Origin of the sequence: Streptomyces sp. NPDC097640 (genome assembly GCF_040302705.1) — a bacterium.
Taxonomy (GTDB): Bacteria; Actinomycetota; Actinomycetes; order Streptomycetales; family Streptomycetaceae; genus Streptomyces.
Window position 1 is genome coordinate 1 of the sequence record NZ_JBEOSB010000061.1, and the last position, 14,038, is coordinate 14,038.

A 14,038-nucleotide genomic window follows, 5' to 3' on the forward strand; every position below is an offset into this window, starting at 1 on the left:
CTTTGAAACCGTTTCACCGGTTTCTCCGGGCGCTTCCCTTCGGTGTTTCCAACCTTACCAGATCCGTTTTCCGGTCCGTTCCCGGTCCGAATTCCCATTTCTGGTGGCCGATTGGAGTGGCCTTTGCCTTTCGGCTGTTTCGACTTTAGCAGACTCACATCGACCGACCTAATCGGCTTCGCGATTCCTGCGGGGATCGAAGTGTGCCTCGTTCGAATCAGAATTCAGAACAGAGGCGACCTTGGTGCTCACGGTTGCCCGCGAGCAAATGCCTACGAGCATACCCTGCTCGCCGCAACCGTTAAAACCTACCTCACCCGGCAACCCCCGTCAAGGGGTTTGGGTGAGATCAACACAGTAGCAGGTCAGAAGGGGCCTCCGCACAGAGCGCCACGCGTCATGGACGGTGCGTCGACCCGGTGTCTCGACGGACGATGTCTCGACGTCTATGTGAAACAACCAGCGACTCCCTGTGTAACTCCCGAGGGAGCGGGCGTCAAGGCTCCGTCAGACGAAGGTCGACGGCGGACTCTCGAGGTCTTCGAGCTCGATCCCCGGCGCCGCCAGCACCACGTCACCGGCGATGTGGACAGAGTGCCGCTCACCCGTGTCCAGGGCGGTCACCTCGTACTCGTCCACGGTCAGCGGGCCGCTGTCGGTCGCGTGTGCCGCCCTGTCCAGCAGCGCCCAGGACTGGTCGAGCGTGCGGGGCGCCAGGACGGGGGCGGTGAAGGCGACGAGGCGGACGCGGGTGGCTGGGCCGCCCGGGGTGAGGCGCAGCAGGCGGGCCGTGGCGATCAGGAAGGCCGGCGAGGCCCCGGTGAAGGAGTGTGCGGCGACATTGCCCTCGGTGGCGTGCTCTCCGGCCGGGTCGGTGCGGACCCAGGTGACGCCCTCCAGCGCCGCGCCGCGGACGCGCCAGCTCGCGGCGTTCAGCTCCAGACGGAGTGGCCGGCCCCGTTCGTCGAGCGTGAGGTCCACGGAGCCGCCGTGCTCGCCGGAGGGGGAGGTGAGCTGGGAGACATAGCGCCAGCCGCTGGGGCCGGTGGCGCAGTGGAAGTGCTCCTCGGCGAGCGGGGCGTGATCGTGCGGGTCGTGGAGGGAGTAGCGGCCGCGGGGCATGGTCCGTTCCTTGACGTGCGAAGGCCCGCCCGGACGAGTCGGTCCGGGCGGGCCCTGGGCCCCCGGCTGGGCGGGGGCTTCACCGGCTACCGGGTGGTGCGATCAGTAGCGGTAGTGGTCGGCCTTGTACGGGCCCTCGACCGGGACGCCGATGTAGGCGGCCTGCTCCGGGCGGAGCGTGGTCAGCCTGACGCCGAGGGCGTCCAGGTGGAGCCGGGCGACCTTCTCGTCCAGGTGCTTGGGCAGCACATAGACGTCGGTCGGGTAGGACTCCGGCTTGGTGAAGAGCTCGATCTGGGCGATGGTCTGGTTCGCGAAGGAGTTGGACATCACGAACGACGGGTGACCGGTCGCGTTGCCCAGGTTCAGCAGACGGCCCTCGGACAGCACGATGATCGTCTTGCCCTCGGGGAACGTCCAGGTGTGGACCTGCGGCTTGACCTCGTCCTTCACGATGCCGGGGATCGCGGCGAGTCCGGCCATGTCGATCTCGTTGTCGAAGTGGCCGATGTTCCCGACGATCGCCTGGTGCTTCATCTTGGCCATGTCGGCGGCCAGGATGATGTCCTTGTTGCCGGTCGTGGTGATGAAGATGTCCGCGGTCTCCACCACGTCGTCCAGGGTGGCGACCTGGTAGCCGTCCATCGCCGCCTGGAGCGCGCAGATGGGGTCGATCTCGGTGATGATGACCCGGGCGCCCTGACCGCGCAGCGACTCGGCGCAGCCCTTGCCCACGTCGCCGTAGCCGCACACGACCGCGACCTTGCCGCCGATCAGCACGTCGGTGGCGCGGTTGATGCCGTCGACCAGGGAGTGGCGGCAGCCGTACTTGTTGTCGAACTTCGACTTGGTGACGGCGTCGTTCACATTGATCGCCGGGAAGAGCAGCGTCCCGTCCCGGTGCATCTCGTAGAGGCGGTGGACGCCGGTGGTGGTCTCCTCGGTGACGCCGCGGATCTCCGAGGCGAGCTGCGTCCACTTCTGCGGGCTCTCCGCGAGGGTGCGGTTCAGCAGCTCCAGGATGACGCGGTGCTCCTCGTTCTCCGCGGTGGAGACGTCAGGGGCGGCGCCGGCCTTCTCGTACTCGACGCCCTTGTGGACCAGGAGGGTGGCGTCGCCGCCGTCGTCCAGGATCATGTTCGGGCCGCCGGTGGCGGTGCCCGGCCAGGTCAGCGCCTGCTCGGTGCACCACCAGTACTCCTCCAGGGTCTCGCCCTTCCAGGCGAAGACCGGGATGCCCTTCGGGTCCTCGGGGGTGCCGTTCGGGCCGACGGCGATCGCGGCCGCCGCGTGGTCCTGGGTGGAGAAGATGTTGCAGGAGGCCCAGCGGACCTGCGCGCCGAGCGCGACCAGGGTCTCGATCAGCACGGCGGTCTGCACCGTCATGTGCAGCGAGCCGGTGATGCGGGCGCCCGCGAGCGGCTGGTCGGCGGCGTACTCCTCGCGGATCGCCATCAGGCCGGGCATCTCGTGCTCGGCGAGGGTGATCTCCTTGCGGCCGAAGGCGGCCAGGGACAGGTCGGCGACCTTGAAGTCCTGACCGGAGACGGCATTCGTCATCTGCTGCTCCTCAATTGATCGGTTTCGAGCGAGAGTGGTTTCGGCTGGGCATGCGGCAGCGGTTCCGCAGCGCCGTGGTCACACGGCCTGGACACACGGGTCCCCTGCTCGCAGTGCGCAGTCCGTCGGAGGCCCTCTCTCCCTCGGCCGGTCCGCGGAACGGACCGCCCGACCGCCATCAGCAGCGACGTCTGGCTCGGTCACGAATCTACACCGATCGGCGCAGCGAACCCCAGTCCGCAGCGGCTTTCTTCAACCTGTGGACGCTATCTTCGGCCGGTTCGCCGTCTGTGCCCTGCCGACCTGGGATTTGTTCCGGTCCGGACCTCTTGCGGGATGCGCTCGGCGCGGGGACCCTTGCACCTTCCCTCGCTCGATCAACGCGTTGTCAAAGTTCTCAAAGGAGACCCACGTGACCAGTCCAGCCGATCCCCCCAATGGCGTGGGGGCCAGCGGACCAGGGCTCAAGCTGCTTGCGGTGACCGCCTGCCCGACCGGCATCGCGCATACCTATATGGCCGCGGAAAAGCTGGCCCAGGCGGCGGAGTCGCTCGGGCACGCCATGAAGGTGGAGACACAAGGCTCGATCGGGGCCGAGAACGTACTGTCCGACAACGATGTCAGAGACGCGGACGGCATCATCATCGCCGCCGACAAGGACGTCGACCGCAGCCGGTTCGTCGGCAAGAGGGTGCTCGTCGTCGGCGTCGCGGAGGGCATTCACCACCCCGAGCAGCTGATCGAGCAGGTCCGCAGCGCGCCGGTGTACGGCGGGGAGGGTGCGGGCGAGGGCGCGGGCAGCGGTGGAGCGGGGGGCTCCGCCGGGGGCAAGGGGCGCAGCCTCACCTACAAGGCCCTGATGAACGGCGTCTCGTACATGATCCCGTTCGTCGTGGTCGGCGGGCTGCTGATCGCGGTCTCGCTCGCGCTGGGCGGCGACACGACGCCCAAGGGCATCGTGATCCCCGACGACTCCTTCTGGAAGTCCGTCAACGACATCGGCGTGATCGGCTTCCAGCTGATGATCCCGGTGCTCTCCGGCTATATCGCCTATGCGATCGCCGACCGGCCGGCGCTGGTGCCCGGCATGGTCGGCGGCTGGATCGCGGCGCACGGCGAGCTGTACGACAGCGAGGCGGGCGCCGGGTTCATCGGCGCGATCGTCACCGGGTTCCTGGCCGGGTATCTGGTGCGCTGGATCAAGATGGTCAAGGTCCCCAAGTTCGCCCAGCCGATCATGCCGATCATCGTGATCCCGATCGTGGCGACTTCGGCGCTCGGCCTCTTCTTCATCTATGTGCTCGGCGAGCCGATCTCCTGGGTCTTCGAGCACCTCACCGACTGGCTCGGCGGGCTGACGGGCACCAGCGCGGCGCTGCTCGGCACGATCCTCGGCCTGATGATCGCGTTCGACATGGGCGGGCCGGTCAACAAGACCGCCTTCCTCTTCGGCGCCGGCCTGGTCTCCAAGAACCCCGAGATCATGGGAATGTGCGCGGCGGCCATCCCGGTCCCGCCCCTGGGCCAGGGGCTGGCCACGCTCATCCGCCGCCGGATGTTCGACGACCAGGAGCGGGAGACCGGTCTGGCCGCGATCTTCATGGGCTTCTTCGGGATCACCGAGGGCGCCATCCCGTTCGCGGCGGCGCGCCCGGCGCGGGTCATTCCGGCGAACATGCTCGGCGGCGCGGTCGCCGGTGCGGTGGCGGGTCTCGCGTCGGTCGAGGGCAACGTGCCGCACGGCGGTCCGATCGTGGCGCTGCTCGGGGCGGTCGGCGGGGTGCCGATGTTCTTCGTCGCCGTCGTGATCGGTACGGCGGCCACGGCGCTCGCGACGATCGGGCTGATGTCGCTGTCGTTCGGCGGGGGTGCGGGGGGCTCGGCGCGGCAGGGGGCAGGCGCGGGCGTGCCCGTGCCGGTGCGTGAGCGGGTGCCGGCGGGGGTCGTGGCGGAGGGGGCGGCTGTGGCTGCGGCCGCTGTGTCCCAGGGGGCGGCTGCGGGTCAGTCGGGTCAGGCGGGTCAGGTGCTGTCCGGGTATCTGACCGGGCAGACCGTACGGCAGCGGCTTGCGGCGGACGGCAAGGAAGCCGCCATACGCGAGATGGCCGAGCTGCTCGCCGCCTCCGGCAAGGTCGCCGATGTACCAGAGCTGGTCCGCGCGGCGCTGGCCCGCGAGGAGCAGGGCACGACCGGGCTCGGCGAGGAGATCGCGATTCCGCACGCCAAGACGGACGCGGTGACCGAGCCCGTAGTTGGGTTCGCGCGGGCGCCCGAGGGCATCGAGTGGGGTGCGCTGGACGGCACGAAGGCCAAGCTGGTGTTCATGATCGCGGTGCCGGAGGCGGCGGCGGGGGACGAACACCTGCGGATCTTGGCGCTGCTCTCGCGGAAGCTGATGAGTGCGGAGTTCCGGGAGCGGTTGCTGGGGGCGGCGGACGAGGTGGCGATTCTGCGGGTGCTCGGCGAGATCGAGTAGCGGGGTTGTGGGTGGGGCGGTGGGGTTCTCCCCTGACCCGCCCCTTCCCGAAACCGGGGCTCCGCCCCGGACCCCACGGGGCGGAGCCGGCGCCGGGCCAGGGGGCCGCGAGGAAGCTCCAGGCTTGTGTGCCCCAGCCCGGGCGCCACAGCGAACACCACGCCCACCGCCACGAGGCCGCGCCCCGCCCCGGTCTGGGGCGGGGCGCGGCCTCGTGTGTGTGGGAGGGGTTACGGCTTGGTGGTGCGGAGGATATCGGGCTCCAGGTAGATCGCTCGGGCGATGGGGACCGCCTCGCGGATGCGGGCCTCCGCCGCGTCGATCGCGCGGGCCACCTCCGCCGCCGTGTCGTCGTGCTGGACGGCGATCTTGGCGGCGACCAGCAGTTCCTCCGGGCCCAGGTGGAGCGTGCGCATGTGGATCAGGCCGGTGACGGTCTCGCCGTCCACGACGGCCTCGCGGATCTTGGCCACCTGGTCCACGTCCGCGGCCTCGCCGAGCAGCAGGGACTTCGTCTCCGCCGCCAGGACGAGGGCGATCAGGACCAGCAGGGCGCCGATGCAGACGGTGCCGATGCCGTCCCACACGCCGTTGCCGGTGAGCACCGACAGGCCGACGCCGCCGAGGGCGAGCACCAGACCGACCAGGGCGCCGAGGTCCTCGAGCAGGACGACCGGCAGCTCGGGGGCCTTGGCCCGGCGTACGAACTGCGCCCAGGTCAGCTTGCCGCGGATCTCGTTCGACTCCTTTATGGCCGTACGGAACGAGAAGCCCTCCGCGACGATCGCGAAGAGGAGCACGCCGACCGGCCAGTACCACTGCTCCAGCTCGTGCGGGTGCTTGATCTTCTCGTAGCCCTCGTAGAGGGCGAAGACGCCGCCGATGGTGAAGAGGACGATGGAGACCAGGAAGCCGTAGATGTAGCGCTCGCGGCCGTAGCCGAAGGGGTGCTCCGGGGTCGCCTCGCGCTTGGCCTTCTTGCCGCCGAGCAGGAGCAGGCCCTGGTTGCCGGAGTCGGCGATCGAGTGCACGCCCTCGGCGAGCATCGACGACGAGCCGCTGAACGCGAACGCCACGAACTTGGCTACGGCGATGGCCAGGTTGGCGCCCAGCGCGGCAACAATCGCCTTGGTTCCGCCTGATGCACTCATTTTGTGCCGAATGTCCCTTCCGTCGCACGGCAGCTTTGCCGTTGCTTTACTGCGTACGGCGGGCCATTGTTGCAGCCCCGCGAAGCGGCGGTGCGTCAGGCGGCGACTGTGGCCCGGAACACAGTGCCGGGCCCGGACAGCGCCACGGCCTCACCCGCCGGTACGAAGGCCGACTCCCCTCGCGCCAGCCGCAGTTCGGCCCCGTCCCCGTCCGTGCCGCGCAGCACGGCCGTGCCCGAGGCGCACAGCAGGATCTGGGCGGTACGGGAGGACAGCGGGAGGCTGCCGGTGCCCTCGGCGAGGACGTAGCGCGAGAGCCGGAACTCGTCGATCGGGGTGGCGTACACCTCCTCGCCGGAGGGCTCTGCCTCGGGGCGGAGCACACCGGGGGCCGCGCTCTCGAAGTGGACGACGCGCAGCAGTTCGGGGACGTCGATGTGCTTGGGGGTCAGCCCGCACCGCAGGACGTTGTCGGAGTTGGCCATGATCTCGACGCCGAGGCCGTCGAGATAGGCGTGCGGCACACCCGCGCCGAGGTAGAGCGCCTCGCCGGGCTGGAGCCGTACGTAGTTGAGCAGCATCGCGGCGATCACGCCGGGGTCGCCCGGGTAGTGCCGGGCGATGGAGGCGTACGCGCGGTACGCGGCGGCGTGCGGGCCGTCCTGCGCGCCGAGCCGTTCGGCGGCGGCGGCGGCCTGGTGGACGGTGTCCGCGATCGCCTCACGGTCGGCGGTCAGTACGGCGGTGAGCACCTCGCGCAGCGCGTGGGACTCCGGGTGGGCGTGCAGGACGTCCACGTACGGCTTGAGCGAGTCCACCTCAAGGGCGGCCAGCAGTTCGCCGGCCTGGTCGGCGTCGCGGAAGCCGCACAGCCCGTCGAAGGGCGTGAGCGCGCATATGAGTTCGGGCTTGTGGTTGGCGTCCTTGTAGTTGCGGTGGGCGGCGTCGAGCGGGACGCCGCGCGCCTCCTCGTCCGCGAAGCCCGCCCCGGCCTGGGCGAGGTCGGGGTGCACCTGGAGCGAGAGCGGCGAGGCGGCAGCGAGCACCTTGAGCAGGAACGGCAGCCGCGGCCCGAAGTGGCTTACGGCGTCCGGGCCGAGCTCGCCCTCGGGGTCGGCGGCGATCACGTCGGAGAGGGCCACCGGGCCCTCGCCGCGGTCCACCCGGGACGGCGCCCCGGGGTGCGCCCCCATCCACAGCTCGGCCTGCGGCTCGCCCGTCGGCTCCGTGCCCAGCAGCTCGGGGATGGCGGTCGCGGAGCCCCAGGCGTAGGGGCGGACGGTGTTGACGAGGCGGTCCATGGAGTGCGGTTCCTGACTGTACGAAACTGTACGAAGCGGTACGAACTCTGCGAGCGGGGACGTCGAAGCCCCGGGAGTCTTCTGAAGACTTCTGCGGGTTACCGACAGGGGTGCCCGGTCATGATCCCTCCGCCGAGGCGAGCGCCAGGTAAACGGCGGTGAAATCCGTGATGGCGAGCAGTTCCGCCGCGCACTCCAGGACGCCGCCGCTGCCCGGTTCGAGCTCGCTGAGCGCCGTGTCGTGGGCGAGCGCGAGCTCCCGGGCGGTCGGCACGGCCGAGAGGGAGCCCACCGGTTCGTCGTACAAGAGCACCACCCGGGCCCGGAGCGCCTCGGCCTCCTCCACCCGGTCGCGGAAGAAGTCGTCGGGGTCCGCGCCGCCGGCCAGCGACCCGGCGAGCAGCGTGCCGTGGGCGGCGAGCGCCCCGGGCAGCTCGGCCACGAGCGCGGCGCGCCCGGCGAGCAGCGCGAGCAGGCCCGCGAAGCGCCGCCCGGCGGCCGCGGCGACCGGCCCTTCGGTCCACAACAGCGGCAGCGAGCCGGCGAGCTCGGCGGCGAGGGCCTTGGCGGGGTTGGTGTAGGTGGCGATGGCCGGGCCGCAGCGCTCGGCGACCTGGTCCAGCCGGTCGGCCACCTGCTGGAGCGCGCTGGGCGGGGCGGACACCAGGCCGATCCGGTCGACGAGGACCAGCAGCGGGGTGAGCAGCGCCCACAGGGTGCCCGGCAGGGCGGGCCCCGTCACCTCGTCCGGCGCCGTGCCCGTCGGCTCGGCGGCGTGCCGCGCCTCCGACTGCCCGGGCTCGGCGGGGACGGACGGCGCCGCGTTGTACGCCGTGTCGTACGGAGCGGTGGTGGCCAGCGGGACCATCAGCCCGCGCGCCTGCTCGACGGCGGCGGCCAGCGGGGAGTGCGCGGGCGCGACCGCCACGATCGAGCAGCCGCGCCGGTACGCCTGCTCGACGAGCGGCGGCAGCCCCGGCTCCGCGCCGTCCGGCGTGACGAGCAGCAGCAGGTCGAGCGGGCCCGCCCAGCCGGGCAGCGTCCAGCGCAGCGCGCCCGGGGCGGGCGCCACGCCCGTCGGCGCGATCAGGCTGACGGGGCAGTTGTTGCCGCTGAGGGCGCCGAGGAGGTCGGCGGTGCTGCTCCCGGCCGCGCCGGGGCCGGCGACCAGGACGGTGCGCGGCCGGCCGTCGGGCTTGAGGTCGGCGACCCCCGCCTCGGCCGCGTACCGGGCCGCGGTGCGCACCCGGGCGCCGGACTCGGCGACCCCGCGCAGCAGCCCGCGGGTATCCGCGCGGGCCAGGGCTTCGGGGGCGTCGAGGAGGGATTCGTCGAGCATGGTGCTTCGGCCTCCGATCGCCGTGGGCGGGGCGGTGCGGGAACTGCGCGGGATGCCGTCAGGCCGGCCGGCGCGCCTCGTCGACCAGCAGCACGGGGATGTCGTCCCGGACCGGGTAGGCGAGGCCGCACCCCTCACCCGTGCACACCAGCTCGGGCGTCTCCGGCCCCTGTTCCTCGCGCAGCGGTGCATGACACGCCGGGCAGGCGAGGATGTCCAGCAGACCGGCTTCGAGCGGCATGGGGCGTCGTCCCTTCGGTTTGGGTCCAGCGTGGTCAGCGTACCGCCGGGGAGGGGGCTGCGCGGCAGCAGCGTCGCCCCCTCTCTTCCGGCTCCCTTCCGGGCTCGGTACCGCCCCTGGGGGCCGTCGCTCAGGCGCGGACGATGGCCAGGGCCTCGTCGCGGACGCGGGCGACGGTTTCCGCGTCGCGCGCCTCCACGTTGAGGCGCAGCAGCGGCTCGGTGTTGGAGGGGCGGAGGTTGAACCACCAGTCGGCGGCCGTCACCGTCAGCCCGTCCAGCTCGTCGAGCTCGACGTCGTCGCGCCCCTCGTAGGCGGCCTTGACCGCGACCATGCGCCCGGCCTGGTCGTCCACGACGCTGTTGATCTCGCCGGAGGCGGCGTACCGGTCGTACGCGGCGACCAGCTGCGACAGCGGGCGGTCGGACTGCTCGCCGAGCGCGGCCAGGACGTGGAGGGCGGCCAGCATGCCGGTGTCGGCGTTCCAGAAGTCGCGGAAGTAGTAGTGCGCGGAGTGCTCGCCGCCGAAGATCGCGCCGGTGCGGGCCATCTCGGCCTTGATGAAGGAGTGCCCGACGCGGGTGCGGACCGGGGTGCCGCCGTGCTCCTTGACGACCTCGGGGACCGACCACGAGGTGATGCAGTTGTGGATGACGGTCCCGCCCGGGTGCTTGGCCAGCTCGCGGGCGGCGACCAGGGCGGTGATCGCGGAGGGGGAGACCGGCTCGCCGCGCTCGTCGACGACGAAGCAGCGGTCGGCGTCGCCGTCGAAGGCGAGGCCGATGTCGGCGCCGGTCTCGCGGACGCGCGCCTGGAGGTCGACGATGTTCTTGGGGTCGAGCGGGTTGGCCTCGTGGTTGGGGAAGGTGCCGTCGAGCTCGAAGTACATCGGGTCCAGGTCGAGCGGGAGCCCGTCGAAGGTGGTGGGGACGGTGTGGCCGCCCATGCCGTTGCCCGCGTCGACGACGACCTTCAGGCGGCGGATGCCGGTGAGGTCGACGAGCGAGCGCAGGTGGGCGGCGTACTCGTCGAGCACGTCCCGCTGGGTGATCGTGCCGCGGTCGGCGACCGGGCCGGGGGCGCCGCCGGCGGACCACTCCTCGACCAGGGCGCGGATCTCGCCGAGCCCGGTGTCCTGGCCGATGGGGGCGGCGCCCGCGCGGCACATCTTGATGCCGTTGTACTGGGCGGGGTTGTGGCTGGCCGTGAACATCGCGCCGGGCAGGCCGAGATGTCCGCTGGCGAAGTAGAGCTGGTCGGTCGAACACAGTCCGATCTCGGTCACCTCCGTGCCGAGTGCGGCGGCCCCGGTCGCGAAGGCCCGTGACAGGGCGGGCGAGGAGGGCCGCATGTCATGGCCGACGACGATCGCCCGTGCGCCGGTCACCCGGGCGAAGGCGGCGCCGAACAGCTCGGCGAGCGGCTCGTTCAACTGGTCCGGGACCACACCGCGCACGTCGTACGCCTTCACGATCTGCGACAAGTCGGTCACAGCAGTCCCTTCTGGAGGTCTCTACTTCGGGGGTCTTCTTTTGAGGTCTTCTTCTGGGCGTTCCGGGGCCCCTCTTGGAGACCTCCGGACCTCAAAACCTACCCGTACGACCTGGGGGGCAACTGTGAAGCCCGTCGCGCGGCGCGCTCGGGGCGGCCGCTCAGGGCAGCATCCAGCCCAGCAGGAAGGACGACTGGGCGACGACGATGAGACACATCACCAGCAGCAGGGCCAGACTCCATGGCAGCACCTTGCGCAGCAGATCCCCCTCGCGCCCCTTGAGGCCGACGGCCGCGCAGGCGATGGCGAGGTTCTGCGGGGAGATCATCTTGCCGAGGACGCCGCCCGAGCTGTTGGCGGCGGCGAGCAGGTCGGGCGACAGCCCGGACTCCCGGGCGGCGGTCACCTGGAGGGCGCCGAAGAGGGCGTTCGCGGAGGTGTCGGAGCCGGAGACGGCGACGCCGAACCAGCCGAGCACCGGGGAGAGGAAGGCCAGCCCGGCCCCGGCCGCCGCGACGAAGTGGCCGATGGTGGCGGCCTGTCCGGACAGATTCATGACGTAGGCGAGGGCGAGGACGGAGGTGACGGTGAGGATCGCGTGGCGCAGCTCGCGCACGGTGGCCGCCCACTCCCCCAGCGCCCGCCGGACCGGGACCCGCAGCACGACGGCGGTGGCCGCGCCCGCGAGCAGCACCAGCGTGCCGCCGGTGGAGACCAGCGGCAGGGCGAAGACATTGCCGCCGACGGGGTCGCCGTCGGGATTCGCCACATCCAGGAAGGGCCAGTCGAAGGTGCGGGTGGCCTCGGCGAGGGCGTCCTTGACCGGCCCGATCTGGGCGAGGGAGAAGATCACGACGATGAGCGCGTACGGGGCGTAGGCGCGCAGCACCTCGGGGCGCGGGTCCTCGCGGTCCAGGTCGTCGCTGCGTACGCCGGTGAGCACGGCCGCGCGCACCTCCTCGCGGGCGGGCCTGCGGGCGCCCGGTACGGCGACGAGCGCGGCGGCGCCCAGCAGCGCCGCGCCGATGTCGGCGAGCTGCGCGGAGAGGTAGTTGGACGCGGCGAACTGGGCGGCGGCGAAGGCGACTCCGCAGGCGAGCGCGGGCGCCCAGGTCTCCCGCAGCCCGCGCCGGCCGTCGACCAGCGCGACCAGCAGCAGGGGGACGACGAGGGCCAGCAGCGGGGTCTGCCGCCCGACGACGGAGGCGACGGAGTCCAGCGGGAGCCCGGTGACCTGAGCGAGGGTCACGACCGGGGTGCCCATGGCGCCGAAGGCGACGGGGGCGGTGTTGGCGACGAGCGCGACGACGGCGGCGCGGGCCGGCTCGAAGCCGAGCGCGACGAGCATGACCGAGCAGATGGCGACGGGGGCGCCGAACCCGGCGAGCGCCTCCAGCAACGCTCCGAAGCAGAAGGCGACGACCAGGGCCTGGATGCGCGGGTCGGCGGAGAGCCGGCCGAAGGAGCGGCGCAACACGTCGAAGTGGGCGGTGTGGACCGTCATGCGGTACACCCACAGGGCGTTGACGACGATCCACATGATGGGGAAGAGACCGAAAAGCGCCCCCTGGGCCGCGCTGGAGAGGGTTTGGCCGACGGGCATGCCAAAGCCGAGCCAGGCGACCAGGGCGGCGACGGCGAGGCCGATGGGGCCGGCGTAGTGGGCCCGCATCCGCACCCCGCCGAGGAGCACGAGGACGGTGACGAGGGGGAGGGCGGCGACGAGGGCGGACAGGGAGAGGGAGCTCGCGACCGGCTCCAGTTGCTGCACGAACACACAGGCCTCCCGGCATTCGGTTCGTCTCTTCCGGCGTCCCGGGACCCGGGCACCGGGGAGTCGCCCCTGGAAAGCCGTATCCGCGATGCGAAAACACAGTTCCAGGGATGCAGGAATGGTCGTGTCCGCGACAAGTTCTGGTCAATGCCTCGGCGGCAACGGATCGGCAAGTGCCGGGAAGAAGTTCGGGAAACGGCCGCAGGGAGAGGTCCGAGGAGGGGGCTTGAAGGAGCGCCTCGGGGCGTCAGGGCCTCAGGGTGGCGAGGGTGGCGCTCAGGAGTCCGGTGAGCGCAGGACCCTCAGATGGCCACGGCGGGAGACCTCCCGGGGGTCGCCCTCCCGGCCGCCCGTCCCGGGCCCCGAGGACCCGCCGGACGCGCGCTCCTGGGGGCGGGCGGCCTCGCGCACGGCATTGGCCAGCGCCTCCAGGTCGTCACCGCTGGGGCGGGGCGGGCCGGTGTCGACGGCCAGCCTGACGACCTCCCAGCCGCGCGGGGCGGTCAGCCGCTCGGAATGCTCGGAGCACAGGTCGTAGCAGTGCGGCTCGGCGTAGGTGGCGAGCGGCCCGAGGACTGCTGTCGAGTCCGCGTAGACGTACGTCAGCGTCGCGACGGCGGGGCGGCCGCACGCGGTGCGCGAACAGCGACGTACAGGGCTCACGACGTTGGACGGTACCGCACTCTTGAGCGGGCCGCGACGACTCTCCACCAGCTCACTCCGCCGTGTCGTCACGGTTCGCCCGCTGCGTCCCGATCCGTGAACCACTGCGCTGACCAGCGCGGACTCCGGCACGGACAATGACCGGCGAGAACGGATCCGGTCATCGAGCGATCCGATATAGATCATCTTGCGTGGGAAAGCCGACCCGTGAGGCGACTGTTTTTGGTCGCAAGCACGACTGGAACGCTCATCCGGCGACACGAGAGTGACAGCAACGCGACATCTGAGGCGCTGTCCGGTAAGCGCGTGCCCGAGAGCCCGCGACGGCTACCCTCATGAGTGATGACCAGGCCCGTACCGCCCCACCAGTCCGAGCCGCGCCCGCGCCGCCGCGATCGACACGGGCGCGGGATGCGCGGTCCGATCGCGCCGCCGCAGGTGCCGCTCTCCGTCAGCCGCGCGGAGTCCTTCCTGGATCTTGTCCAGGAGTCCGCGGAACGGCTGGAAAGACGCTGGCCACAGCTGTCCGCCGTCGACTTCGCCGTGCTCGAGGTGCCGGTCCCGGCCGCGCCCGGCGGCGCGGGTGGCTGGGACGGCGAGTCCGTGCCGCTCGGCCGGTTCATCGCCGCGCGCGGCGACAGCCCGGACCGCATCGTGATCTACCGCCGCCCGGTCGAGATCCGCGCCAAGACCCGGGACGAGCGCGCGCTGCTCGTCCACGAGGTCGTCGTCGAACAGGTCGCCGAGCTGCTCGGCCTCGCCCCGGAGCTGGTGGACCCGCGATACGGGCAGGACTAGCCGCCCATGCTCATGTTGTGGTGAATACGGGACAGCGACACGCCGTGACCAGCCGGTCCAGGATCGGGAAGTCCTTACGGATCGCCTCGGTGTCGAGGAGGCCCGGCAGCTGTGTCATGTC

At 71.5% G+C, this 14,038-nt stretch carries 11 protein-coding genes; 2 read left to right on the plus strand and 9 right to left on the minus strand.

What is annotated here, in order from left to right:
* Positions 1-507 precede the first annotated feature (507 nt).
* Together ABTY62_RS47035 and ahcY are read right to left on the minus strand one after the other, a co-directional pair.
* Positions 508-1,122 carry a hypothetical protein gene (locus ABTY62_RS47035; RefSeq protein WP_352135551.1) on the minus strand — a complete coding sequence of 205 codons (615 nt, stop codon included), beginning with the start codon at positions 1,120-1,122 and terminating at the stop codon, positions 508-510.
* 102 nt (positions 1,123-1,224) lie between these two features.
* Entirely contained in the window at positions 1,225-2,682 is a 1,458-nt protein-coding gene (gene ahcY / locus ABTY62_RS47040) for an adenosylhomocysteinase (RefSeq protein ID WP_352135552.1), read from the minus strand.
* A gap of 412 nt (positions 2,683-3,094) precedes the next feature.
* On the opposite strand from ahcY, the gene ABTY62_RS47045 reads away from it, so the two are divergent.
* Positions 3,095-5,158 (plus strand): fructose-specific PTS transporter subunit EIIC, encoded by a 2,064-nt coding sequence (locus ABTY62_RS47045; RefSeq protein ID WP_352135553.1) that lies wholly within the window; start codon positions 3,095-3,097, stop codon positions 5,156-5,158.
* Positions 5,159-5,388: 230 nt separating this feature from the next.
* Here the strand turns inward: ABTY62_RS47045 and ABTY62_RS47050 are convergent, their stop codons facing one another.
* The 7 genes from ABTY62_RS47050 to ABTY62_RS47080 all read right to left on the minus strand — a co-directional run bounded on the left by ABTY62_RS47050 (position 5,389) and on the right by ABTY62_RS47080 (position 13,167).
* A complete protein-coding gene (locus ABTY62_RS47050) occupies positions 5,389-6,309 on the minus strand; it encodes a cation diffusion facilitator family transporter (protein WP_352135554.1) in 921 nt (306 codons plus the stop codon).
* 95 nt (positions 6,310-6,404) lie between these two features.
* Positions 6,405-7,610 (minus strand): mannose-6-phosphate isomerase, class I, encoded by a 1,206-nt coding sequence (gene manA, locus ABTY62_RS47055; RefSeq protein ID WP_352135555.1) that lies wholly within the window; start codon positions 7,608-7,610, stop codon positions 6,405-6,407.
* Positions 7,611-7,728: 118 nt separating this feature from the next.
* Positions 7,729-8,949, minus strand: coding sequence for an SIS domain-containing protein (locus tag ABTY62_RS47060; protein WP_352135556.1), 1,221 nt, complete (start codon positions 8,947-8,949; stop codon positions 7,729-7,731).
* 58 nt (positions 8,950-9,007) lie between these two features.
* A complete protein-coding gene (locus tag ABTY62_RS47065) occupies positions 9,008-9,190 on the minus strand; it encodes a Trm112 family protein (protein WP_311729456.1) in 183 nt (60 codons plus the stop codon).
* A 130-nt stretch (positions 9,191-9,320) separates the two neighbouring features.
* Positions 9,321-10,682, minus strand: coding sequence for a phosphomannomutase/phosphoglucomutase (locus tag ABTY62_RS47070; RefSeq protein ID WP_352135557.1), 1,362 nt, complete (start codon positions 10,680-10,682; stop codon positions 9,321-9,323).
* 160 nt (positions 10,683-10,842) lie between these two features.
* A complete protein-coding gene (locus ABTY62_RS47075; protein WP_352135558.1) occupies positions 10,843-12,459 on the minus strand; it encodes an L-lactate permease in 1,617 nt (538 codons plus the stop codon).
* 273 nt (positions 12,460-12,732) lie between these two features.
* On the minus strand, positions 12,733-13,167 hold the full coding sequence (locus ABTY62_RS47080) for a DUF3499 domain-containing protein (RefSeq protein ID WP_352135559.1): 435 nt from the start codon (positions 13,165-13,167) through the stop codon (positions 12,733-12,735).
* A gap of 294 nt (positions 13,168-13,461) precedes the next feature.
* Between ABTY62_RS47080 and ABTY62_RS47085 the strand changes: the two genes are divergently transcribed.
* A complete protein-coding gene (locus ABTY62_RS47085) occupies positions 13,462-13,917 on the plus strand; it encodes a metallopeptidase family protein (protein WP_385351609.1) in 456 nt (151 codons plus the stop codon).
* The last annotated feature ends 121 nt before the right edge of the window (positions 13,918-14,038 follow it).

Excerpts from the sequence above, each read along its gene's own strand:
- ABTY62_RS47065 (WP_311729456.1), bottom strand. The coding sequence starts at position 9,190 with ATGCCGCTCGAAGCCGGTCTGCTGGACATCCTCGCCTGCCCGGCGTGT.
- ahcY (WP_352135552.1), bottom strand. The coding sequence starts at position 2,682 with ATGACGAATGCCGTCTCCGGTCAGGACTTCAAGGTCGCCGACCTGTCC.
- ABTY62_RS47050 (WP_352135554.1), bottom strand. The coding sequence starts at position 6,309 with ATGAGTGCATCAGGCGGAACCAAGGCGATTGTTGCCGCGCTGGGCGCC.
- ABTY62_RS47085 (WP_385351609.1), top strand. The coding sequence starts at position 13,462 with ATGACCAGGCCCGTACCGCCCCACCAGTCCGAGCCGCGCCCGCGCCGC.
- manA (WP_352135555.1), bottom strand. The coding sequence starts at position 7,610 with ATGGACCGCCTCGTCAACACCGTCCGCCCCTACGCCTGGGGCTCCGCG.
- ABTY62_RS47060 (WP_352135556.1), bottom strand. The coding sequence starts at position 8,949 with ATGCTCGACGAATCCCTCCTCGACGCCCCCGAAGCCCTGGCCCGCGCG.
- ABTY62_RS47035 (WP_352135551.1), bottom strand. The coding sequence starts at position 1,122 with ATGCCCCGCGGCCGCTACTCCCTCCACGACCCGCACGATCACGCCCCG.